This window comes from Bradyrhizobium campsiandrae, from assembly GCF_014529705.1.
Taxonomy (GTDB): domain Bacteria; phylum Pseudomonadota; class Alphaproteobacteria; order Rhizobiales; family Xanthobacteraceae; genus Bradyrhizobium; species Bradyrhizobium campsiandrae.
Genome location: NZ_JAANIH010000005.1, coordinates 75,846 through 98,370, shown reverse-complemented (window position 1 = coordinate 98,370; position 22,525 = coordinate 75,846). Strand labels below are relative to the sequence as shown.

General features: G+C 64.4%; 18 protein-coding genes and 1 pseudogene. 3 read left to right on the top strand and 16 right to left on the bottom strand.

Annotation, left to right across the window (positions count from 1 at the left end):
- Positions 1 to 93 precede the first annotated feature (93 nt).
- Together G8O24_RS05455 and G8O24_RS05450 are read left to right on the top strand one after the other, a co-directional pair.
- The gene (locus G8O24_RS05455) at positions 94 to 390 is read left to right on the top strand and encodes a hypothetical protein (protein WP_188097239.1); all 297 of its coding nucleotides are present in this window, start codon (positions 94 to 96) and stop codon (positions 388 to 390) included.
- A gap of 565 nt (positions 391 to 955) precedes the next feature.
- A complete protein-coding gene (locus tag G8O24_RS05450; RefSeq protein ID WP_188097427.1) occupies positions 956 to 1,678 on the top strand; it encodes a DUF72 domain-containing protein in 723 nt (240 codons plus the stop codon).
- Positions 1,679 to 1,681: 3 nt separating this feature from the next.
- Here the strand turns inward: G8O24_RS05450 and G8O24_RS05445 are convergent, their stop codons facing one another.
- The 4 genes and pseudogenes from G8O24_RS05445 to G8O24_RS05430 all read right to left on the bottom strand — a co-directional run bounded on the left by G8O24_RS05445 (position 1,682) and on the right by G8O24_RS05430 (position 5,723).
- Entirely contained in the window at positions 1,682 to 1,855 is a 174-nt protein-coding gene (locus tag G8O24_RS05445) for a hypothetical protein (RefSeq protein ID WP_188097237.1), read from the bottom strand.
- Between the two features lie 139 nt (positions 1,856 to 1,994).
- Positions 1,995 to 3,072: pseudogene (locus tag G8O24_RS05440) on the bottom strand (flavodoxin family protein).
- A gap of 57 nt (positions 3,073 to 3,129) precedes the next feature.
- Positions 3,130 to 3,381 carry a hypothetical protein gene (locus G8O24_RS05435; RefSeq protein ID WP_188097434.1) on the bottom strand — a complete coding sequence of 84 codons (252 nt, stop codon included), beginning with the start codon at positions 3,379 to 3,381 and terminating at the stop codon, positions 3,130 to 3,132.
- Positions 3,382 to 3,401: 20 nt separating this feature from the next.
- Positions 3,402 to 5,723: an FdhF/YdeP family oxidoreductase gene (locus G8O24_RS05430; RefSeq protein ID WP_188097425.1), complete on the bottom strand. Its 2,322-nt coding sequence runs from the start codon at positions 5,721 to 5,723 to the stop codon at positions 3,402 to 3,404.
- 177 nt (positions 5,724 to 5,900) lie between these two features.
- Here G8O24_RS05430 and fdhD point away from each other — a divergent pair, with 177 nt between their 5' ends.
- Complete coding sequence (gene fdhD, locus G8O24_RS05425; protein ID WP_188097235.1) at positions 5,901 to 6,731, top strand: formate dehydrogenase accessory sulfurtransferase FdhD; 831 nt, start codon at positions 5,901 to 5,903, stop codon at positions 6,729 to 6,731.
- A gap of 404 nt (positions 6,732 to 7,135) precedes the next feature.
- Here the strand turns inward: fdhD and G8O24_RS05420 are convergent, their stop codons facing one another.
- The 12 genes from G8O24_RS05420 to deoC all read right to left on the bottom strand — a co-directional run bounded on the left by G8O24_RS05420 (position 7,136) and on the right by deoC (position 22,233).
- The gene (locus G8O24_RS05420) at positions 7,136 to 10,309 is read right to left on the bottom strand and encodes an efflux RND transporter permease subunit (protein ID WP_188097234.1); all 3,174 of its coding nucleotides are present in this window, start codon (positions 10,307 to 10,309) and stop codon (positions 7,136 to 7,138) included.
- Positions 10,306 to 11,733, bottom strand: a complete 1,428-nt coding sequence (locus G8O24_RS05415) for an efflux RND transporter periplasmic adaptor subunit (protein ID WP_188097232.1) — start codon at positions 11,731 to 11,733, stop codon at positions 10,306 to 10,308. Before G8O24_RS05415 ends, G8O24_RS05420 begins: the two co-directional genes overlap by 4 nt.
- A gap of 82 nt (positions 11,734 to 11,815) precedes the next feature.
- Positions 11,816 to 12,208 carry a FixH family protein gene (locus G8O24_RS05410; RefSeq protein ID WP_188097230.1) on the bottom strand — a complete coding sequence of 131 codons (393 nt, stop codon included), beginning with the start codon at positions 12,206 to 12,208 and terminating at the stop codon, positions 11,816 to 11,818.
- Between the two features lie 97 nt (positions 12,209 to 12,305).
- A complete protein-coding gene (locus tag G8O24_RS05405) occupies positions 12,306 to 12,809 on the bottom strand; it encodes a hypothetical protein (protein ID WP_306666293.1) in 504 nt (167 codons plus the stop codon).
- A gap of 46 nt (positions 12,810 to 12,855) precedes the next feature.
- Complete coding sequence (locus tag G8O24_RS05400; RefSeq protein WP_188097228.1) at positions 12,856 to 13,947, bottom strand: ABC transporter ATP-binding protein; 1,092 nt, start codon at positions 13,945 to 13,947, stop codon at positions 12,856 to 12,858.
- Between the two features lie 105 nt (positions 13,948 to 14,052).
- Positions 14,053 to 15,492 (bottom strand): extracellular solute-binding protein, encoded by a 1,440-nt coding sequence (locus G8O24_RS05395; RefSeq protein WP_244645747.1) that lies wholly within the window; start codon positions 15,490 to 15,492, stop codon positions 14,053 to 14,055.
- Between the two features lie 49 nt (positions 15,493 to 15,541).
- A complete protein-coding gene (locus tag G8O24_RS05390) occupies positions 15,542 to 16,579 on the bottom strand; it encodes a carbohydrate ABC transporter permease (protein ID WP_188097223.1) in 1,038 nt (345 codons plus the stop codon).
- The gene (locus G8O24_RS05385; protein ID WP_188097221.1) at positions 16,576 to 17,451 is read right to left on the bottom strand and encodes a carbohydrate ABC transporter permease; all 876 of its coding nucleotides are present in this window, start codon (positions 17,449 to 17,451) and stop codon (positions 16,576 to 16,578) included. The genes G8O24_RS05390 and G8O24_RS05385 overlap by 4 nt, the downstream gene beginning before the upstream one ends.
- 7 nt (positions 17,452 to 17,458) lie before the next feature.
- The gene (gene rbsK / locus G8O24_RS05380; RefSeq protein WP_188097219.1) at positions 17,459 to 18,382 is read right to left on the bottom strand and encodes a ribokinase; all 924 of its coding nucleotides are present in this window, start codon (positions 18,380 to 18,382) and stop codon (positions 17,459 to 17,461) included.
- A 5-nt stretch (positions 18,383 to 18,387) separates the two neighbouring features.
- On the bottom strand, positions 18,388 to 18,843 hold the full coding sequence (locus G8O24_RS05375; protein WP_188097217.1) for an RbsD/FucU family protein: 456 nt from the start codon (positions 18,841 to 18,843) through the stop codon (positions 18,388 to 18,390).
- A gap of 82 nt (positions 18,844 to 18,925) precedes the next feature.
- Positions 18,926 to 21,313, bottom strand: coding sequence for an aldehyde dehydrogenase family protein (locus G8O24_RS05370; RefSeq protein ID WP_188097215.1), 2,388 nt, complete (start codon positions 21,311 to 21,313; stop codon positions 18,926 to 18,928).
- A 2-nt stretch (positions 21,314 to 21,315) separates the two neighbouring features.
- Positions 21,316 to 22,233 carry a deoxyribose-phosphate aldolase gene (gene deoC / locus G8O24_RS05365; protein WP_244645755.1) on the bottom strand — a complete coding sequence of 306 codons (918 nt, stop codon included), beginning with the start codon at positions 22,231 to 22,233 and terminating at the stop codon, positions 21,316 to 21,318.
- Positions 22,234 to 22,525: the final 292 nt, after the last annotated feature.

Genomic DNA, 22,525 nt, shown 5'->3' with positions numbered 1-22,525 from the left:
CCAGCTGCGACGCAGCCGAGCGCAGTCATGCGTCGATCGTGAGGAACGGAACCAACACGCTGATTCGTGCCTTGATGACCAAGGAGGATCAACATGGCACGTACAGCATGGAAACGTCCCGGCTCGCCGATCGGCAAGAAGGGACCGCGCAAGGCAAACCCCGCGTATAAGCGTCGTTCACGTCAGCCGTGGTCGACGGCGGACGTCAGGATGTTGCGACAGCTTGCAAAGGGCAACACACCCACGGGCGTCATGAGCATCAAGCTGCAGCGCCCGATCGCGGCGATCCGCAGCAAGGCCCATCGCGAGGGCATCTCGCTGAAGCCGATCAATCGTTCGCCCTATAACCGGCGGACGACCAAGACGCGCGCCGCGAAGCGGCGACGCTGACCAGGAAAGGCCCGGCCTCCACGCGAGGCCGGGCCCTCCGCGTCGGCGGCGATCGCTTTGGCATGACGTCCGTATCATGACGGAGAGCGGCAGATGATCCATCACGTATCAGTGGGCACAAACGACGTAGCCCGCGCCCAGGCGTTCTATGGCCCGCTGATGCAGCTGATCGGCTTCCGCCTCAAGGCATCCCCGACCGCGGTTCACTACGGCGCCTCCGACATTGTCTTCAGCCTCGAGACGCCCGTTGACGGCCGCCCGGCGTCTCCCGGCAACGGCGTGCACATTGCCTTCCAGGCGCCCGACCGCGACACCGTCAGACGCTTCCATCGACTCGCGCTCGAGAGGGCGGAACCGACGAAGGCGCGCCGGGGATACGGGCGAACTACAATGCGAATTATTTCGGTGCATTCGTCCGCGACCTCGACGGCAACAAGATCGAGGCCGTCACTTATACCGCACGCGAGAGCTTCGACTTGTTGGCGGCCTCCAGGGACGAGGCCGAATAAAAAATGCGAAGGACAGCAATTTAGGAACCCTCTTGCGGCGCAGCGTTTCACTCAACATGGCGCGCGTCCTGATTGGCACTTCCGGCTGGCATTACGATTCCTGGCGCGGCCCGTTCTTCCCTGAAGGCTTGCCGCTGAAGCAACAGCTTCGCTACTACGCCAGTCAATTCGAAACCACCGAGCTGAACGGCGTTTTCTACCGGACGCCGACACCCGAGGCGGTCGAGGGATGGCGAGAGCAAACCGGCGGCGAATTCGTCTTCGCCTGGAAGGCGTCCAAATTCATCACGCATTGGAAGCGCCTCACGGACCGATCCCAAAACAGCCTCGAGCTGCTTGAAGATCGCATCTCGTTGCTGCGGGGCAAGGTGGGACCGATCCTTTTCCAGCTGCCGCCGCAGTTCCAGGCGAATGCCGACAGGCTCGGCTCCTTCTTCAAGCTATTGTCCAGAAAACGCCGGTACAGTTTCGAATTCCGGCATCCGAGCTGGTATCAGCCCCGCATTCTGCGGATGCTGGCCGACGAAAACATCTCGCTCTGCCTGTCAGACCACGCCGATGCACCGGCGCCCTGGAAGCGTACGGCGGACTTCGTCTATGTGCGTGGCCACGGTCCGAGCGGACGATACCACGGGCACTACCCTCGGCCGACCCTGACGCAATGGGCGCGGCGGATCAAATCCTGGAAGCGGCAGGGCTGCGACGTCTATGTCTATTTTGACAACGACCAGAAGAGCGCCGCTCCGGCGGATGCGCTCAAGCTGAAGGCGATGCTCTAGCGGCTACGGCCCGCCAGCAACCGAACCTGCGATCACCATGACGAGCTCGGCAAGGTCGATCTTTCCATCGACGACCAGCTCCTCCGACGAGCCGGCGACCTTCAGCGATTGCGGCCGGTTGGCTGCCTGACGCTTGAGCTCACCTATGATTGCTTCCTTGAGCTTCTCTTCCAGCATCAGCGCATCCTCAGGCAGGCATCTCTTGAGTGGTCATGTTTTCGCTATGCGCCATCAGGTTCTCCCAGCGACGGCCGTCTCTCACACCCAAAACCAGGCGACCCGCTTCGTTCCTGGCTTTCGGCCCGATCGAACATCCTCACTTGGGGTTGGGGTCCTCGAGACCGGCGCCCGGCTCCCGGAGCAGACCGGTTCCGCGCCAGCCGGACGGCGTTGCCGAGCGCGCGCGCGGCGTTCAGTACCTCTTGCTGGAACTCTGCGTCGTCGTCGAGTTCGCGATGTGAGGTCGCATATTGCTCCATGTAGCCGACATAACCATCGAGCTCGCCGAAGCGCCCCGCCGAGACCAGATGCATGTCGGTCAGCCAATCGGACAGAGTTCGGCGCACGCCCTCGGCGCCGACGCTGTCACCGTGAACGATCAGCCCGAAATGCCGGCCGGCGAGATGCCGCGGATACGGCCAGCCCTTCAGCTCGATCGCCTTCGCCTCGGCAGCCTTCTTGCCATGGGTCGACGTCGGATCCGGGTTGCCGCCATCGGCGCAGACCAGGCGATCCATCATTGCCTTGAGGCCGCCCGGCACGTGATACCAATTTACCGGCGTCACGATCAGGATGCCGTGGGCCGCCACCCAGAGCGGATAGATCTCATTCATCCAGTCGCCGGTCTGACCCAGCGAATAGTTCGGATAGCAGCTGCACGGCCAGTGGCAGAGCGGCATCGCGGTCGCGACGCACGATTTACAGGGATGAATGGTCTTGCCGAACTCCGAGGTGAGCCGCGAGAGATCGAGAATGTCGACGGCAAACCCCATCTCGGCAAGGACGGGCTCCGCAAGCTTGACCATGCGCCAGCTCTTGGACATCTCGCCGGGACAGGTGTGCTCGCTGCGCGCCGAGCCGTTGACGACGAGAATGCGCGGCGTCGCCCCGGCATCGTCGTGCTGGCGTTGTGCGTCCAGGATGGCAGCACGTGCCGCCAGCCAATCGACAGAAAGGTCGTAGTCGGGATCGGCAAATCCGGCGCCCGCCTTCCGCGTTGCCGGCGCTTTGCGTGACTGGCTGTAGGCCTCCCACGCCGCGCCGACGATTGCATCGAGCTCTCGCTGCAGCGGCGCAAAGGCAGGATCGATGAACTGGCTCTTGTAGCGGCTCTCGAATTCCTCTCGCGACAGCTTGACGGGCGGCATCCCCTTGCGAACGTCCGGTTCCGGCATGCTGGCTCCTCGTTGGACGGGTCCAATCCGACCAACCCGAGATGCTGGACGCAGTTCCTAATCAGTGGGACCTGACCCATCCTTACCGTCGGCAGCCTGCGACAATCCGGGCGGCGCCTTCGCGTCCGCTGGGCGCGATGCGTCATCCACTTCCTGAACGTGATAGCCGGCGGGCAGGAGATGGCCCCCTTCCTCGTCCGCGACGGGAACGTCCGTCACCAGGCCTTCGATCAAAGCGGCCTCCCAGACCTCCCTCTCCGTTGCGAAGGGATTTCCGATCTGCCGCTTTCCTTCGAACAATGCGTACATGTTGGCTCCAATCACGGGATTCAGCCGGTCGAGATCGGAACCTCGCCGCCTTCGATCATCTCGGGGATGACATCCTTGAACAGCCGGACCGGGACCGATTTCGCCGCGGGCACCTTGCTGCCTTCCGCGTAGTGCCACAGCGGAATCAATCCGTTGCACTCGGGGTAATAGCCTGCGATCGTCCTGCGCGGAATGTCGTATGGCACGACCTGGAGCTCGCTCAAGCTGCGTTCGACGCCATCGCCGGCTTCCGTCACCAGCGTCACGGTATCGCCCGGCTTCAGGCCGTCCATCTCCATGTCGACGCTGTTCATCAGGACGACGTAGCGGCTGCCCTGGATGCCGCGGAAGCGGTCATCCTCGGTGTAGATCGTCGTGTTGAACTGCCCGTCGGCGCGCATGGTCATCAGTTCATAAACACCGTCGGTCCCTTGCGGCGGCGCGAAGGCCGATTTGGGCACGGTGAAGTTCGCCTTGCCGTTCGGTGTCTTCCACTTGCGCTCGCGCGCGGCGAGCGGTCGCGGAAAGCCGCCGGGCTCGAACATGCGCTTGTTGTAATCCTTGAACTGGTCGGGATAAGTCCGCTCGATCGCCTCGCGCACGCGCGAATAGTCGGCGACCCATGCGTCCCAATCCACCTTTGGATTTGGCTTCAGCGTCGCCTTGGCGAGGCCGGCGATGATCGCGGGCTCCGACAGGGCATCCCTCGCCACCGGCCTGCGCTGGCCACGCGAGCCATGGATACACGCAGTGGAATCCTCCATCGACACGGCTTGCGCGCCGCTCTGCTGCTCATCGATCTCGATCCGGCCGAGGCATGGCAGCAGATAGGTCACCTCCGCGGGCACGATGTGGCTGCGATTCAGCTTCGTCGCGATCTGCACCGACAGGCGCAGGCCGGACCAGGCCGGCTCCATCAGCGATTGCTCGGGAATGGCGCGCACGAAATTGCCGCCAAGACTGACGAAGCCACCTACGTCGCCCTTCAAGATGCCTTCGCAGGCATCCACAGTCGAAAGCCCGTCCCACCGCGGCGGCTCGAAGGCGTACAGCTCGGCGAGCTTGTCGAGCGGCACGAGCCTTGTCTTCTCCGAGATGCCCACGGTGCGCTGGCCCTGCACGTTGGAGTGGCCGCGGATCGGCGAAATGCCGGCCCCGGGCTTGCCGATATTGCCGCGCAGCAGCAGCAGGTTGACGATCATCTTGGCGGTCTCGACGCCGTGCTTGTGCTGGGTAACGCCCATACCGTAATTGGCGATCACCGCATTGGCGGCCATGTAGGTGTTCGCCGCCTCGCGCATCGCCGACCTCGCAAGCCCCGACGCCCGCTCGATCTCGCTCCAGTCCTGGTCGCGGCAGAAGGCCGCGAACGCATCGAAGCCGGAGGTGTGCTGCACGAGAAAGTCGACATCGACCAGGCGCGGCCCGCCATCCTTCGAGGCCCGATCGTCCGCCTCGATCACCCATTTGCAAATTCCAAGGATGGCTGCGGCATCACCGCCGAGCCGAACCTGATGGTATTGCGAGCTGATGCGCGTGCCACCCGCGATCATCTGGACGGGGCTCTGGGGATTGACGAACCGCTCCAGCCCGCGTTCCCGGAGCGGATTGAAGGTGATGATCGGCACGCCGCGCTGCGCCGCCTCTTGCAGCGGATGCAGCATGCGCGGCGCGTTGGTGGTGGTGTTGTGGCCGAAGAAGAAGATGCAGTCGGTATGATCGAAATCGCCGAGCAACACTGTGCCGACCGGGGAGCCGATCACCGGCGGCAGCGCGACCGAGGTCGTCTCGTGGCACATGTTGGAGCTGTCGGGGAAGTTGTTGGTGCCGTACATCCGGCCGAACAGCTGATACATGTAGCTCGCCTCCAGCGAGGCGCGGCCGGATGTGTACATGATGACCGAGCGTGGATCGAGCTTATTCAGCTCGCGGCCGATCTCGCGAAAGGCCTCGCTCCAATCGACCGGCACATATTTGTCGCTGGCCGGGTCGTAGCGCATCGGATGGGTCAGGCGCCCCAGCTCTTCCAGTTGATGATCGGACCAGCTTCGCAATTCGGACAGCGTATGCTGAGCGAAGAACTCCGGTGTGACCGTCTTGCCCGTGATCTCCCAAGCGGTCGCCTTGGCGCCATTCTCGCAGAATTCGAAGGGACGCGGCTCTGCGGGCTTGGCCCAGGAGCAGCTCACGCACATGAACCCGCCGGGCTTGTTCTGTTTCAGCAGGATCTCGCTGCCGAGAACGGCGACCTCCTCCTGCGTCAGGATGTGCATGACGGCATTGAGCGAGCCCCAGCCACCGGCCGGCGCATCGTAGGTTTCGATTTTTGCTTTTTGCCGCATGGCAGGCCCTTCGCTTGCAAGCCCCGTACGGAAAACCGGAGGCGACATCACTGGTTCCTCCGCACTGGGAACATTGGGCGCGCTGCAGCGTCGATAGTTCGACGCAGGACGAGCACCATGCACGGCTCCAATTTCCCCAGATGTGAACGCGCCGCAGGGTTGACGGCCTCGGTCCGGATGCCCCGGCTGACTTCGCGCGGAACGCAGGACGAGCGCGTGGTGGCCGAGGAATGTCCCGTTGCGCTGGTCTTTGACGGAACGACCATCGCCGTTCTGATGGCGACGCCATCGGATCTCACGGACCTCGCGCTCGGCTTCAGCCTGACCGAGGGACTCATCGAGGACGCAGGCGAGATCGAGGATTTGTCGGTCGTTCCCGCTGTCGACGGCATCGAGGTGCGAACCTGGCTGCGGCCGCGGGCCGGACGCCTGCTGAAGGATCGGCGGCGGCGACTGGTCGGTCCGACCGGCTGCGGCCTCTGCGGCGTCGAAAGCCTTGCCGAGGCCAATCGGATGCACCGCATCGTTGTGCGACAGACCAGTCTCACGCCGGAACAGATCCAAAGCGCAATCGAGGGCCTCGGCGAAGCGCAGTGCCTCAACCACGCAACGCGGGCCACACATGCGGCAGGCTTCTTTCGGCCGGACGATGAAGGTCACATGATTCTGCGCGAGGACGTCGGACGCCACAATGCGCTCGACAAGCTCGCCGGCGCGCTGGCCTCGCAAGGCATTTCAGGCGCTAGCGGCGCCGTCATTCTCACGAGCCGGATATCGGTCGAAATGGTGCAGAAGGCGGCCGCGATCGGCGTCGGCATCGTCGTTGCCATCTCCGCGCCAACGGCGCTGGCGATACGAACGGCCGAGACTGGCGGAGTGACATTGATCGGCGTCGCACGCGGCAGCGATTTCGAGATTTTCAGCCATCCCGCTGGGGTGGTTGGGCAGGCAACGATGTCGGCGGCCTCAGCGCAAAATGTTCGCGCCGAGCCCGTCTCCATCGAATGAGGTCCGCTATCGGCCCTTCATCTTCGGGTCGTTCACGGTTGCGCCGGGATTGGCCGTGCTCGGGCTGCTCGACGCTCCCTGACCTGTCGTCGCGGCTGGGCTGTTGCCGCCGCCTCCCGTTCCGCCAGCACTTGCGCCTCCACTCCCCGAACCGCCGGATCCCGCACCCGCACCGGCCCCGGCTCCAGCGCCGGCTCCTCCAGCTCCTGATCCGCCCGCACCGCCCCCACCTCCCGCGCCGCCGCCCTGTGCCGACACAGCAGCGATCGATCCGAACACCAGCGCGGCCGCCAGTGCAATACTCACGATTTTCATTGTCGCGTTCTCCTGTTGCTATCTGCCGGCAACCGGAGGTTCGGACCATCGTTCCTAACTCAGGGGATTGATCGCTGGCCCTTAATCTATCAAGCCGCCCTGGGCACGTCTTGCGAAGCCTCCTTCGACAGCGCGGCGGCGCCTTCCCCGCCGCGAGACAATTCCCGCCCCTTCACCAGGCCGAAGATGGCCGGGATGACGATGAGGGTGAGCAGTGTCGACGACGTCATGCCGCCGATCATCGGCACGGCGATGCGTTGCATGATCTCCGACCCCGTGCCGGTGCTCCACATGATGGGAAGCAGGCCCGCCATGATGGCGACGACCGCCATCATCTTGGGACGGACACGCTCGACCGCGCCCTCCATGATGGCGTCGTGCAGATCCTGCCGGGTCACGGCACGGCCCTCGGCACAGCATCTCGCTCTCGTCTCGGCGAGGGCATGATCGAGGTAGATCAGCATCACGACGCCGGTCTCGGCAGCAACGCCCGCAAGCGCGATGAAGCCGACGGCAACGGCAACGGACAGATTGAAGCCGAGCCACCACATCATCCAGATTCCGCCGACCAGCGCGAAAGGCAGCGACAGCATCACGATCAAGGTCTCGGTCGTGGCCCTGAAATTCAAATACAGCAGCAGGAAGATGATCGTGAGCGTCACCGGCACCACGATCTTCAGACGGGCGGCGGCCCGCTGCAGATATTCGTACTGGCCGCTCCAGACGACATAGTAGCCCGCGGGAAACTGGATGCTCTCGGTGACGGCGCGCTGCGCGTCCGCGACATAACTGCCGATGTCGCGGTCGCGGATGTCGACATAGATGTAGGTCGCAAGCTGTCCGTTCTCCGTCCGGATCGAGGTCGGCCCGCGCGCCGGCTCGACCTTGGCAACTTCGCCGAGCGGCACGGCGCCCCCCGCCGGCATCGGCACCAGGATGTCGCTGGCGATCGCCTTGGGATTGTCGCGCAGATCGCGCGGGTAGCGCATGTTCACCGTGAATCGCTGCCGGCCCTCCACGGTCGTGGTGACCGTCTGGCCGCCGAGCGCCGCCGCGATGGTGTCCTGAACGTCCTGGACCAGAATTCCGTAGCGCGCGAGCGCTTCGCGATCCGGAACGATCTCGAGATAATAGCCGCCGATGCCGCGTTCGGCGTAGGCCGACGAGGTCCCGGGCACGGTCTTGATGACTCGCTCGATCTGCTTGGCCAGCCGGTCGATCTCGACGAGATCGGTGCCCATCACCTTGACCCCGATGGGCGTGCGGATGCCCGTCGACAACATGTCGATACGGGCCTTGATCGGCATGGTCCACGCGTTGGAGACGCCCGGAAACTGGAGCGCGTTGTCCATTTCCGCGATCAGGCTGTCGACGGTCACGCCCGCGCGCCATTGGCTCTTCGGCTTCAAATTGACGATGGTCTCGAACATCTCGGTCGGCGCCGGATCCGTCGCGGTCGCGGCCCGTCCCGCCTTGCCGTAGACCGAGGCGACCTCCTGGAACGACTTGATGATCCGGTCCTGCGTCTGCATCAGTTCGGCCGCCTTGGTAACTGAAATGCCGGGAAGCGTCGTCGGCATGTACAGCAGCGTGCCTTCATTCAGGCTCGGCATGAACTCGGTGCCGAGTTGGCGGGCCGGCCACGCCGTCACGGCGAGCACGACGAGCGAGGCCAGGACCACGAGCAGCTTGGCCCGCAGCACGGCCTTGATCACCGGACGGTAGAGCCAGATCAGCAGTCGATTGATGAAATTCTTGCTCTCCGGGACGATCCGGCCGCGGACGAAGATCACCATCAGCGCGGGCACCAACGTCACGGACAGCAGCGCCGCCGCGGCCATCGAGAAGGTCTTGGTGAACGCCAGCGGGCTGAACAGCCGTCCTTCCTGGGATTCCAGCGTGAAGATCGGCATGAACGACACGGTGATGATCAGCAGGCTGAAGAACAGCGCCGGCCCGACTTCGGACGCCGCATCGATCAGGACCTGGACGCGTGACTGATCGGGCTTCGCCCGTTCGAGATGCTTGTGGGCATTCTCGATCATGACGATGGCCGCGTCCACCATCGCGCCGATCGCGATGGCAATGCCACCGAGGCTCATGATGTTCGAGCCCAGCCCCAGCAGCTTCATGGCGCCGAACGCCATCAGCACCCCGACCGGCAGCATCAGGATCGCGACCAGGGCGCTGCGGACATGCAGCAGGAACACGATGCAGACCAGCGCGACGACGATGCTTTCCTCGAACAGGGTGTGCTTGAGGGTGTCGATGGCGGCGTAGATCAGGTTGGACCGGTCGTAGACCGGCACGATTTCAACCGACTTCGGCAGGCTGCTCGCGATCTCCTTGAACCGCTGCTTGACGTTCTCGATGACGTCGAGGGCATTGACGCCGAAGCGTTGCAGCACGATGCCGCTTGCGACCTCGCCTTCGCCGTTCAGTTCCGCGATGCCGCGCCGCTCGTCCGGCCCGAGCTCGACATTGGCGACGTCGCGGAGCAGCACCGGCGTGCCGCCAGAGGTCTTCAGCACGACGTTGCCGAGATCGTTGATGCTCTTGACGTAGCCCTTGCCGCGAATGACGTATTCGAATTCCGACAGCTCGACGGTGCGTCCACCGACATCGGCATTGCTGGCGCGGATGGCGTCACGGACCTTCTGCATGCTGATGCCGCGGTCGCGCATCCGCTGCGGGTCGAGGACGACGTTGTACTGTTTGACGAAGCCGCCGATACTGGCGACCTCCGCGACGCCTTCGGCCTTGGCCAGCGCAAACTTCAGATTCCAGTCCTGAATCGTGCGCGTGTCTGCCAGGTTCAATTCCTTGGACATCACGGCGTACTGGTAAACCCAGCCGACGCCGGTCGCGTCGGGCCCGATGGTCGGGGTCACGCCCGCGGGAAGCCTGGACGACGCGCCGTTAAGGAACTCCATCACGCGCGAGCGCGCCCAGTAGATATCGGTGCCGTCCTCGAAGATCACATAGACGAAGGATACGCCGAAGAACGAGAAGCCGCGTACCACCTTCGATTTCGGCACTGTCAGCATCGCTGTCGTCAAGGGATAGGTGACCTGGTCCTCGATCACCTGCGGCGCCTGGCCCGGATATTCGGTGTAGACGATCACCTGCGTGTCGGAGAGATCAGGAATCGCATCCAGCGGAAGATGGACGAGCGCGTACAGGCCGGCCGCGGCCGCAAAGCCGGTGCCGAACAGCACCAGCAGTAAATTGCGGGCCGACCAGGCGATGATGCGGGCAATCATTTGTGCTCTCCCATCGCGTGCTCGCCGGCGACATCGGAAGCAGGCATGGCCTCCGCGAAGCCTTTCAGCGCCGCCTTCAGATTGCTTTCGGCATCGATCAGGAAGTTGGCCGAGGTGACCACCAGCTCACCGTCGGAGAGGCCGTTTCGCACCTCGACGTAGCCGCCACCACGCCGGCCGAGCTTCACGTCCCGCGGCTCGAACCGCCCTTCGCCCTTGTCGACGAGGACGGCCTGGCGGCTGCCTGTATCGAGCACCGAGCTGTCCGGCACGGCCAGAACCGGCGTGGAATCGGCGGTGTCGATGGTGGCATCGACATACATGTCGGGCAGCAGCGCGAAGTCCGGATTGGCGAGCTCGATCCTGACACGGGCCGTCCGGGTGTCCCGGTTCACCTGGGGATAGACGACCGCGATCTTTCCGGAGAAGGTCCGGTCTGAAAAACTCCGGGCCCGGATCGTCACCGGCTGGCCGACCGAGACGTTGCCGAGGTCGCGCTCGGCCACGTCGACGAGCGCCCACACCACCGAGATGTCGGCAATCCGGAACAGCACGTCGCCGGGATTGGCGCGCATGCCTTCGATGGCATTGCGTTCGAGCACGATGCCGTCGCGCGGCGCCGACCATTGGATGGTCACGGGCGCGACGTGGGACTTCTCCATCTCGGAGATGACCGGTTCCGGGACGTCGAGGTTGATCAGCCGTTGCCGGGCGCCGCGGCCGTAGGCCTCGATGCCGGCCGTGGTCCTGGACGTGATCGTCGAGAGATACTCGGCCGCGGCGGACGCGACGGCCGAACTGTAGATCTGCATCAGGGGCTGGCCGGCTCTCACGCGCGTGCCGGTGGTGACGTCGGCGACCTTCTGGACGAAGCTCTCGGACCTCATCGCGATCACCGACACCAGGCGCTCGTCGAGCTGGATCGTGCCGGGCGCCTTCACCGCAACGCGGATCGGGCGGCGCTCGGCCGGCTCCGACTTCACGCCGGTGCGCTGGATCTTTCCGGGCGAAAGCCTGACGCTGCCGTCGTCGGCATCGTCGCCGTCGTAGACGGGGACGTAGTCCATCCCCATTGGATCCTTCTTCGGGACAGGCGAGGTGTCCGGAAGTCCCATGGGATTGCGGTAGTACAGGATCTTGCGCGACGAAGCGGCCTGCGGCTTTGGCTTCGTCGGCTCGGAGAAGGCCTTGTCGTCGTCATAGACGGGCAAATAATCCCGCCCGCTCTCATCCTTCTTCGGCGCCGCCGACCAGAGCGATGCTCCGCCGGGATCGCGGTAATAGAGCGGAGTGCTGTGTTCGGCGGACACGGCCGTGGTCGCCTCGGCATGGGCGGACCAGCGTACGCCGTTCGCGTACCAGTAGGCACCGAAGGTCATGCCGCCCGTCAGAGCGAGTGCCGTCAGAAGACGCTGCGTGTTCATGGTGTGCTTCCCGCGCGGCGCGCGCGTCCATGTGATTGAGAAAGAAGAGTTCGGACACTGCCGCAAGGCAGCGTCCGAAGGCTCACTTCGTCGCCTGGACAATCACCTTGCCGGTGACGGTTTCGGCCTCGCCCTGCACCTTGGCGGAGAGCGTGACCTGGTAGCGTCCGGCCATCGGCAGATCGGTCTTGAAGGCGTAGACGCCCGGCTCCTTCGACGGCAGGGGCGCGACGTCAGACACCATCTCGGCCATTCCGTCGGGAGCCATGTCGACGCGGGTCTTGAAGATCACCGCATCCGGCACCGGCTTGCCGGTCCGCTTGTCGGTCAGACGAACGGCGAGCGTGACGTCATCGCCTTTCTTCATCGCCGGATTGACCGGCTCGAATGCATAATCGCCGGCGCCCGCCATGGCGGCTGAAGCGGCGAGCGAAAGGGTGGCGGCGAGAGCCGCAGTCGTGACTTTGGAAAGCATGATCCTGTCCTTATGAATTGATCTCGGCCGTCGCGCCATGGGCGCGCACGTCAGTCGTCGTCGCGTGCAAAGGTGCGCGCGCCGGACTTTTGCGGGATCAGCTTCGAGGAGGTCGGAAGGGAGGACTGCCGCTGCGGGACAGGACAATTTGGTCCGCGGGAATGGCGATCTTGCTCGCGGTCATGACGAAGAGCCCGAGAACCAGCGGACGCACATGACCCAGCGCAAGAGCGCCGCCGACGCAGCAGAAACCCATCCCGCACTTATAGCCGTCCTGGTGGAGAGGCGTTCCCTTCATGTCGTCCGGACAGCAATCGTCGATCGACATGTCGCCGTGATCCGCCATCTGCATGACGGCCTGCATGTCGTCCGGCGCCATCGCGCGGCCCGCGGCAGATGCGCCCGCGCCGAGCGGCAGCACCGCCAGCGAGACGGCAATCGCGAATGCCAGGATGGTACGGACGAACAGCATGCTTAAGTTTAATGACCTCTCCAGCCGCAGCACAGCCTGCCTAACATATTCCGGCTCCGGGCACAGTCCTTGATCCCGGTCAAGCCTGCGTGAACAGGCGGTGCCCGAGACGCCGTTTTGCAATTGCAAACCTTGAATCGCGTTCCGATCCTGGCCGGGGGCTGCGAACGGCCCCTCAGGAAATCGCCATTCCCGAAACCTTGTCGAACAGATGTGTTCGCTCCAGATCGAGCGCGACGTCGATGACATGATCCGGCGCTGCGGCCACCCCCACCGGCATCTGCGCCGTGAACGGAAAGGCCCCGACCGTGCCGATCACCAGCGTGTGCGGGCCGAGCGGCTCCACATCTTTCACCATCAAGCGGATCGAAGCGCCCGCCGGGGCATCCTGCCGCAGCACGTGATCGGGCCGCACGCCCAGCACGACCGGCTTGCCGATACTCCCCGCGTAGATCGCCTCGCGGGATTTCGGTAATTTCAGCGCGGTCCCCGACGGCTCGGTGAAGACCAGCGCGCCGTCACGGGCGACAATTTCGCCATGGATGAAATTCATGCTGGGCGCGCCCATGAAGCCGGCGACGAAGAGATTGGCGGGCTTCTCGTAGATCGTGATGGGATCGGCCGCCTGCTCGATCCGGCCGCGATTCATCACCACGACGCGATCGGCCATGGTCATGGCTTCGACCTGGTCGTGCGTGACATAGACTATCGTCTTGGCGAGACGGCGATGCAGGGCCTTGATCTCGGTCCGCATCTCGATCCGCAGCTTGGCATCGAGGTTGGACAGCGGCTCATCGAACAGAAACACGTCGGGACTGCGCACGATGGCGCGGCCGATGGCGACGCGCTGGCGCTGCCCGCCGGAGAGCTGCTTGGGCCGGCGATCAAGGTACGGCTCGAGGTCGAGAACCCGGGCCACGTCCTGGACGGCCTTGGTGATGCTGGCGCGCGGCTCGCCCCGCACTTTCATGCCATAGCCGATGTTCTCGCCAACAGTCATGTGCGGATAGAGCGCGTAGTTCTGGAACACCATCGCGCAGTTGCGCAGGCCCGGACGCAGCTGCGTGACATCGCGCTCGCCGATGCGGATGGTTCCGTCGGTGACGGTCTCCAGTCCCGCGATCATGCGCAAGGTCGTGGTCTTGCCGCAGCCCGACGGGCCGACCAGCACGACGAACTCCTCGTCGGCCACGTTCAGATCGAGCCCCTCGATGATCTTGTAGGGCCCGTATGCCTTGCTGACGTTCTCGATCTCGACGCGCGCCATGGAATCCTTTTTCCGTCCCTGATGTCGACGGTCAACAAAGCCCGGATGATGCTGGCGCATCATCCGGGAAGTCTCAGCGGAGGTCAGTTTTTGTCAGTTTCTTAGTTAGTTCTTCGGCGGCAGGCCCATCGCCGCGCGATAAGCGGCGAGCTGCTTCGCACGACCGAACTCGTCGGTCAGGCGATTCCATTCCTTCGCGACCGCGTCGAGCGCGGCCTGCGGCGTGGTCTGGCCGGCCAGCGCCTTGCCAAGCTCGATCTCCACCACCTCGGTGTAGGAGAAATAGCCGGGCAGACGCATGTCGAGCGCGACGTTCTTGCCGTTGATGGAATCAGCCTGCGCGCCGAGATATTCCTTGGCTTCCTGCGGCGAGAAGATCTTGCTCCACAATTCGAGATTCGCGGTGTGCGACTTGCGGTACGGGTTGACACCCGTGCCGCCGGTGATCGCAGCCTGGCCGGAGACTTCGGGGCTCGTCAGCGTCTTGACGAAATCCCACGCCGCCTCCTGGTGCTTGCCGACCTTCGGCACGGCGATCTGCCAGCCGCCGAACGCCATGAAGGGCGCCGGCAGGACCGCCGGGAACTTGTCCCACTTCTTCGTCTTGGCGTTCCAGATCTCGTCGGAGCCGGGCAGCACCGCGGAGCCGACCTTGCCCGAGATTTTCGACTGCTTTGGATCGGCCGCGATCACGCCGGTGTCGCCCCAACCGATCGATTCCGCCACCTGGCCGCCTGCGACCGCCGCGTTGACCTCGCCGAACGAGAAGTTCAGCGCATTGGGCGGGCCGAGCTTGGAGGCGCGGATATATTCCTCCAATCCCTTCACCCAGCCCGGATTGTTGATCTGGGCATCCATGGTTTCGGGGTCGAAGAACATCGCGCCTGGATAGTTCGGGTTGTTGGTGTAGGCGGCCGCGTGGCTGAAGAAGAACCAGAACTGCTGGCCGCCGCGCCGGAAGGCTTCCGCGGTGCCCCACAGTCCCTTGTCGGGGCGCTGGAAGAACTCAGCGATGTCGAGATATTGCTTCCAGGTCTTCGGCGGCGCCAGATCGTAGCCGTACTTGGCCTTGAACGCGTCCTTCTCCTTGGGATCGCTGAACAGGTCGGTGCGATACGTGTAGGTGTGGACGTCGCCGTCCATCGACTGCGAATAGATCTTGCCTTCCCACACCATCAGACGTTCGCGATAGGCCGGCTCGACATCGTCCCAATCCTTGCCTGATTGCATCGCCTTCGGCATCTCGCTGAGATAGGGCACGAAGTCGGGCAGCCAGGCCGGCGCGAAGCTGACGAGGTCGAAGGTCGCATCCGACGCCGTGAGCGACGTCACGATCTTCGGGTAGAGCTCCGACCACGGAAACTCGACGACATTGACTTTGCCGCAGGTCTTCTTGGTCCATTCATCCGCACCTAATTTGAGCGCGGAGGCGATGTACGGCCCGGTCTGCGACGCCACCGTCAAGGTGACGCCGGAATAGTCCGGGCTGCAGGCCGCGTTCGCCTGGCTCGCGGCACAAGCGACCGCGAGCGAAGTGGTCAACATCAGAAACGTCCGTCGCAACATCGTCCAGTCCTCCCTTAATGAGTTTTTGCTATTTGATGGCCCCGAGCAGCAGGCCCGACCGCATCATGCGGCTGAGCAGGCCCGCCATGATCATCATCGGAATGATGGCGACGAGCGCGGCCGCCGAGATCGCCCACCATTCATCGCCGCGCTGGCTGTTCTGTCCCGCCACCAGGATCGGCAGCGTCTGCCATTTGGAATTGGTCAGGAACAACGCGAACAGGAACTCGTTCCAGACGAAGGCCAGCGTGATCATGAACGTCGCAAGCAGCCCGTTCATCGACATCGGCACCACGATGCCGAGGAAGATGCGCCAGCTCGGCACGTTGTCGACCATCGCGGCTTCCTCGACCTCGATCGGGATCGCCTCGAAGAAGTCGCGCATCAGCCAGACCACGATCGGCAGCGAGAACGCGACGTAGCACAGCGTCAGGCCGACATAGCTGTCGATGAGCTGGAAGCCGAGCCGGCCAATCTCGGTGTAGAGCAGATACAGCGCGAAGGCGGTGACGATCGGCGGGAACATGCGCTGGCTGACGAACCAGAACAGGATGTCCTCATTGCCGAGGATCGGGCCCGGCAGCGGCAGGCGATTGGCGATGATGGCAATGACCAGCGCGATCGGGAACGCGAGCAGCAGCGCCTGCGCCCGGGTGAATCCGAGATTGTTGCTGAACAACAGATAGCCGCCGAGCGCGAGCAGGAAGAAGATCAGGCCGGCACCGAGGCGGACCCTGAACTCGAACCGGACAAGCGCATAGGCCGCCATCGCCCCGATCGCGGTCGCCATCGCCGCTGCCGACAAGCCGACGATGGTCGAGTTCAGGAAGGTCCGGAAGAATTCCCCGCGAATGCCCTGGTAGAGATCGATGAAAGGCTGCAGCGTCGGGGTGAAATCGACGAACGGAATATAGGTCGGGCCGCCGACCACGCCCGGCGGCGTCTTGAAGGCCGTCACCACCACCCAATAGAGCGGAAACGCCGTGATCAGGCACCAGGCGAGCACGCCAAGCGCGACCAGGCGACGGCTCAAGGTCGACAGTCCGGTGAGCCCCTGCCCGCTCATCGGCGCTTCTCCAGATGCGGCCGCAACAGCGCCAGATAAGTGACGCCGATGATGGTGATGGCGATCAGGAACAGGAAGCTGAGCGCGGAGGTGTAGCCGAGATTGAACTTCTTGAAGCCCTCCTGATAGGCGAACAGGGTCAGCGTCTCGGTGTCGACGCCGGGTCCACCGCCGGTCATGACGAACACGGTGTCCATGATCTTGTAGCTCTCGATCAGGCGGATGAAGACCACCGCAGCAGAGATCGGCAGCATCATCGGAAAAGTGATGCCCCAGAATTGCTGCCAGGCGCTGGCGTTCTCCAGCTCGGCGGCCTCGTAGACATCTTCGGGCAGCGTTTGCAGGCCGGCCAGCATCATCAGGATTACGAACGGCGTCCACTGCCAGATCTCGACCGCGATGATGCAGCCGAGCGCCCAATGACCGTTGGTGAGGAACGGAAGATTCGCGAGGCCAAACGTGGAGAGCAACTGGTTGAGCGGCCCCATGGTCGGATTGAAGATCATCCGCGCCACCAGCGCGACCGCAACCGGGGCCAGCAGCATCGGCAGCAGCAGGGCGACGCGAAACAGCCGCTCGCCCGGCACGCGCGCGTTCAGCGCGAGCGCAACGCCAAAGCCGATCACGTATTGCAAGCCGACCGCGATGAAGGCGATCAGCGTCGTCGTGAGGATCGCGTTCCAGAACCGCGGCTCCTGCAACAGCGTCACATAATTGCCGAACCACACCACGCGCGGTGGGATCGGCGGAATCAGACGGTAGCTGAGGAAGCTCGTGGTGAACGAATAGATCAGCGGAAAGATCGAGATCGCCAGCACGACGAGCACCGCCGGCCAGATGAAGACATGCTTGATCGGGTCGTTCCGCATCATGGGCAGATCATCCCTTCAGCAGGGCGTCGATCTCGGCCCGCCGCGGCATGGCGGGCGCAGTGCCGGCGCGTGTCACGGATATTCCTGCGGTCGCCGAGCCAAAGCGCGCCGCGTCGAGCGGATCGGCTCCATCAGCGAGTGCGGCGGCGAAGCCGCCGACGAAGGCATCGCCCGCGCCGGCCGTCTCGACCACCTTGCCGGCGGCGAAGGGCGGCACATGCAGCGAGCGATCTCGCCCATGAAACAGCGCGCCGCGTTCGCCGAGCGTGATCAGCGCAACGCTAGCGCCTTTGGCCAGCAGCGCATCTCCGGCGCGCCGCGCGCCGGCGAGATCGCCGACCGCGATCCCTGTGAGCGCCTCGGCTTCGGTCTCGTTGGGAACGACATAGTCGCACAAGGCGAACAAGCTGTCGTCGAATTTTCCGGCAGGCGCCGGGTTGAACACCGTGATACTGCCGGCTGCGCGCGCGATCTCGAGCCCGCGCTGCGCGGCGGCGGCCGGCTGCTCGAGCTGGGTCACGAAGACGCGGCTGGAGCGGATCGCCTCTGCGGCCGCATCGACGTCATCAGGGCCGAGACCGTCAGCCGCTCCGCTCACGACGATAATGGCATTGTCGCCGCGCGTCTCGTGGACATAGATGAAGGCCGCGCCAGTCGGCGCGTCCGCAGCCCTGGCCACGCGCGGCCTGATGCCTTCGGTTTCCCAGGTCTTGATGGCGAGATCGCCGAAGGCATCGCGGCCGATGCGGGAGATGAAGGTCACGTCCGCGCCGGCGCGCGCCGCGGCGACGGCCTGGTTCGATCCCTTGCCGCCCGGCCCCATGGCAAATCCAGAGCCCGCGATGGTTTCGCCGATCGCAGGCATGTTGCCGGCCCGGAAGGCCAGATCGACGACGAAGATGCCGAGGATTGCGACGCCGCTCTTGCTCATGGTCATCACTCCGCGTCCGGCGCGATGACGCCCTTGGTGAACAGGAAGCAGCCGTAGAAGCGCCGCTCGCCGGTGGCGATCACGCAATAGGCCGTCTTGGCTTTCTCATAGAAGGCATGACGCTCGACCCCGACCAGCGGCCAGGACCGCCCTTCGGCGCGGTCGATCACGGCCTGCACCTCGCGCTGCACCGGCGGCACTTCCTGCGGCTGGCCGACGATCTCCATCCGCATCGCCGCATCCTCCACGAAGGTGTCGAGCGGCATCACCGAGAGAATCGCTTCGATCGCCTTGGCGGTGCTGACATTGTCGATGCGCAGCAGCTCCCCGAACGCGGTCTGGCGCGCGATCGAATCAGCTGGAAAATTGGTGTCGCAGACGACGAGGCGGTCTCCGTGCCCCATCGCGCGCAAGGCATAGAGCACGTCGGCATTGAGCAGTGGGTTGATGCCCTTGAGCATTGTTGCGTCCCTCCCTTGTCTTCAACATCGCCCGGACTCTGACGGTCCGGATTCCCATTCCTATCACCGCAAGGTGACGTCTCTAGTCGCCATAGGGGATCCAGATGTTCTTCACCTGCACCGCATGACGGAGCAGGATCGGCCCCTCGCTCGCCGCCCTGTCGTACCAATCGAGCGCCAGACCATGGTCAACAAGCGTGCGCTTGAGGTTGCCGACCGACAGCCGCTCCGCCATCGTCGAGGCCTCCTGCGATCCGAACATCCAGAGCGCGTCGACGTCGTCATGCTCGGCAAGGACCTTGGCAAGCGCATCGCGCTCGCCGGTGACGATATTGACGACACCTGCCGGCACGTCCGACGTTTCCAGCACCTGATAGAAATCCGTCGCGGCGAGCGGATGCCGTTCGCTCGGCACCGCGACGACGCGGTTGCCCATCGCGATCAACGGCGCCACCAGGCTGATGAAGCCGAGCAGCGGCGCCTCGTCCGGACAGGCCACTCCGACAACGCCGATCGGCTCGTGCATGGCAAGCGCCACGCCGCGCAGCGGCGGCGCATGGATCGTCCCCTCATATTTATCGGCCCAGGCCCCATAGCTGAACAGCCGTTCGATACTCGCCTCGACCTCCGCCCGCGCCTTGGCGGGCGACACACCGGTCATGTCACCGATGCGCCGGGCGAACTCGTCGCCGCGCGCGGACAGATTCTCGGCAAGGTAATAAAGGATTTGGGCGCGATTATGCGCCGTCGCCCGCGCCCACGCTTCGGCCGAACGCGCGGCAGCCACGGCGTTGCGGATGTCCTTGCGATTGCCTTCGCCGATCTCGCCAAGGAGCTTCCCCTTCGGCGACAGCGCAGCGCGCGAATAATTCCCATCGGGGCGAGCCTGCTTGCCGCCGACGAACAGTTTGGCGGTTCGATCGATCGACGGCGTGGCGAACCCGGCGGCCTCGGTCGCGGCTTCAGGGAGCGGCGGCAGCTTGGCGCGGGCCTTGCGACCGCTCCATGCCTTCGGCTTGAGATACTCGTAAAGGCCCTCGCGCCCGCCCTCGCGGCCGAAGCCGGATTCGCGATAGCCGCCGAAGCCGACGCTGGCATCGAACAGGTTCGTCGCATTGACCCAGATCACGCCGGCCTGAAGCTTTGGCGCGATATCGAGCGCGAGGCCAATGGTCTCGCTCCATACGCTGGCGGCAAGGCCATAGCGCGTGTTGTTGGCGAGCATCACCGCCTCGTCAGGCGTGCGGAACGTCATCGCGACCAGCACCGGCCCAAAGATCTCCTCGATCGCGACGGTCGAGGACGGATGCACATTCCAGAGCAAGGTCGGCGGATAGAAGCAGCCCTCGGCAGGAATCGCCCCGGATGCCTGATACTTCTCGGCACCCTCCTTCACACCTGTTTCGACCAGCGCCTTGATCCGCTCGAGCTGGACCGGAGCGACCACCGCGCCCATGTCGATCGACTTGTCGAGCGGCGATCCGACGCGCAACGTCTCCATGCGGCGGATCAGGCGTTTGCGGAAGGTCTCTGCGATCCCCTCCTGCAACAGCAGCCGCGATCCGGCGCAGCAGACCTGGCCCTGGTTGAACCAGATCGCATCGACCACGCCTTCGACGGCGCCGTCGATATCGGCGTCGTCGAACACGACGAATGGCGACTTGCCGCCCAGCTCTAATGTCAGCGACTTGCCGCTGCCCGCCGTCGATTGACGGATCAAACGCCCGACCTCGGTCGATCCGGTGAAGGCGATCTTGTCGACACCAGGATTCTCAACAAGCAGCGCGCCGGTGGCGCCGTCACCCGTCACGACATTCAACACACCCGGCGGCAGGCCGGCTTCCGCCGCGAGCTCCGCGAACAGCAGCGCGGTGAGCGAAGTGAATTCAGCCGGCTTCAACACCACCGTGTTGCCGGCTGCCAGCGCCGGCGCGATCTTCCAGGCCAGCATCAGCAGCGGAAAATTCCAGGGGATGATCTGGCCGATCACACCGACCGGCACGTGATCGGCGAATTCGCGCTCCTGCAACTGCGCCCAGCCGGCGTGATAGAGGAAGTGGCGCGCGGCCAGCGGCACGTCGAGATCGCGGGTCTCCCTGATCGGCTTGCCATTGTCGATCGCCTCCAGCACGGCGAACAGTCGCGCGTGACGCTGCAGCATGCGCGCCAGCGCATAGAGATGGCGGGCGCGACCGTGACCACCGAGCTTCGCCCACGGCGCCTGCGCTGACCGCGCGGCGCCGACGGCGGCCTCGACATCGGCAGCGACACCTTGCGCGATTTTGGCCAGTGGCTTGCCCGTGGCCGGCTCGATCGTCGCCAGATGCCTGCCCGAAGCGGGCTCGGCGAACTTGCCTGATATGAAATGCCCGAACGTCGCGCCGTGCCGCTTCAGCCAAGCCCGCGCCTCGCCATCCGCCTCGGGAGCGGGACCATACTCCATGGTCTCGAAGTAATGTGCGATGCTCATGCTCAGCCTACGGGATGACGGTTGAAGGCCGAGTAGCGGCCGGTGACGTGATGCTCGAGCTGGCGCTCGATGTCGGCGAGCAGGCTCGAGGCGCCGATGCGGAACAGCTCCGGCTCGAGCCAGTCCCGTCCCAACTCCTCCTTCATCAGGAACTGGTAGTTGAGCACGTCTTTCGCTGTCGAGATGCCGCCGGCCGGCTTGAAACCGATCTTGAAGCCGGTGCGCTCCTCATAGAGCCGGATCATGCGCAGCATCGCCAGCGTCACCGGCAGCGTGGCATTGACGCCTTCCTTGCCGGTGGAGGTCTTGATGAAGTCGGCGCCGGCCATCATGCAGACCATCGAGGCTTTGGCGACGTTGCGCAACGTCTTGAGGTCGCCGGTCGCCAGGATCGTCTTGAGATGCGCCTCCCCACAGGCGGCGCGGAAATCCCGGACCTCGGCGTAGAGCGCGCGCCAATCGCCAGTCAGCACGTGCTCGCGCGTGATGACGATGTCGATCTCCTGCGCGCCATCCCTGACGGACGCCTCGATCTCCTTGAGCTTGAGATCGTGCGGGATGAGGCCGGCGGGAAAGCCGGTCGAGACCGCAGCGACCGGGATGTCGGAACCTTCGAGCGCTTCGACCGCGGTCGCGACGAAGCGGTGATAGACGCAGATCGCGCCGGTGTGCAGCCCACGCCCTGCGAAGCCGAGGGCCTCGAGCAGATCGCTGCGCAGCGGCGCCCGCGCCTTGGCGCAGAGGCGCTTCACGCGCTCGGTCGTATCGTCGCCGCTCAGGGTCGTCAGGTCGATGCAGGTGATCGCCTTGAGCAGCCACGCCGCTTGCGCATCCTTCTTGACGGTGCGTCGGCCGGGCAGGCTAGCAACACGACGCTCGGCGGCGGACAGATTGATCCTGATCTCATCGACCCAGTCCATCTCGAGCGCGCGGCCGGTGTTGCGCACGATTGAACGCGTGTGATTGTGGTCCCGTGCATGTGGCTGCATCGGCACCGCGGATGGAGTTGGTATCAAGACGCCCTGCGCCATCTCTACGCCGTGCGGTGCTAGCGAATCGGCTGAAGCGCCAGATAGACTGAATGTGCCGATTGCAACATGCGATCCTCCCATCCCTTGCCCATTGGAGCTTCCGCTGGCCTGCCATCGCTGACAGGAACGGGCCTATGGACCAGATGTTATTATTGTAACAAATTGACGTTGCTAAACTCAC

Coding starts and splice junctions, on each gene's coding strand:
- G8O24_RS05450 (WP_188097427.1), top strand. CDS start 956: ATGGCGCGCGTCCTGATTGGCACTTCCGGCTGGCATTACGATTCCTGG.
- G8O24_RS05395 (WP_244645747.1), bottom strand. CDS start 15,492: ATGTTGACCACTTCGCTCGCGGTCGCTTGTGCCGCGAGCCAGGCGAAC.
- fdhD (WP_188097235.1), top strand. CDS start 5,901: ATGCCCCGGCTGACTTCGCGCGGAACGCAGGACGAGCGCGTGGTGGCC.
- G8O24_RS05435 (WP_188097434.1), bottom strand. CDS start 3,381: ATGTACGCATTGTTCGAAGGAAAGCGGCAGATCGGAAATCCCTTCGCA.
- G8O24_RS05370 (WP_188097215.1), bottom strand. CDS start 21,313: ATGAGCATCGCACATTACTTCGAGACCATGGAGTATGGTCCCGCTCCC.
- G8O24_RS05375 (WP_188097217.1), bottom strand. CDS start 18,843: ATGCTCAAGGGCATCAACCCACTGCTCAATGCCGACGTGCTCTATGCC.
- G8O24_RS05455 (WP_188097239.1), top strand. CDS start 94: ATGGCACGTACAGCATGGAAACGTCCCGGCTCGCCGATCGGCAAGAAG.
- rbsK (WP_188097219.1), bottom strand. CDS start 18,382: ATGAGCAAGAGCGGCGTCGCAATCCTCGGCATCTTCGTCGTCGATCTG.
- G8O24_RS05420 (WP_188097234.1), bottom strand. CDS start 10,309: ATGATTGCCCGCATCATCGCCTGGTCGGCCCGCAATTTACTGCTGGTG.
- G8O24_RS05385 (WP_188097221.1), bottom strand. CDS start 17,451: ATGATGCGGAACGACCCGATCAAGCATGTCTTCATCTGGCCGGCGGTG.
- G8O24_RS05410 (WP_188097230.1), bottom strand. CDS start 12,208: ATGCTTTCCAAAGTCACGACTGCGGCTCTCGCCGCCACCCTTTCGCTC.
- G8O24_RS05445 (WP_188097237.1), bottom strand. CDS start 1,855: ATGCTGGAAGAGAAGCTCAAGGAAGCAATCATAGGTGAGCTCAAGCGT.
- G8O24_RS05400 (WP_188097228.1), bottom strand. CDS start 13,947: ATGGCGCGCGTCGAGATCGAGAACGTCAGCAAGGCATACGGGCCCTAC.
- G8O24_RS05415 (WP_188097232.1), bottom strand. CDS start 11,733: ATGAACACGCAGCGTCTTCTGACGGCACTCGCTCTGACGGGCGGCATG.
- G8O24_RS05430 (WP_188097425.1), bottom strand. CDS start 5,723: ATGCGGCAAAAAGCAAAAATCGAAACCTACGATGCGCCGGCCGGTGGC.
- G8O24_RS05390 (WP_188097223.1), bottom strand. CDS start 16,579: ATGAGCGGGCAGGGGCTCACCGGACTGTCGACCTTGAGCCGTCGCCTG.
- deoC (WP_244645755.1), bottom strand. CDS start 22,233: ATGGACTGGGTCGATGAGATCAGGATCAATCTGTCCGCCGCCGAGCGT.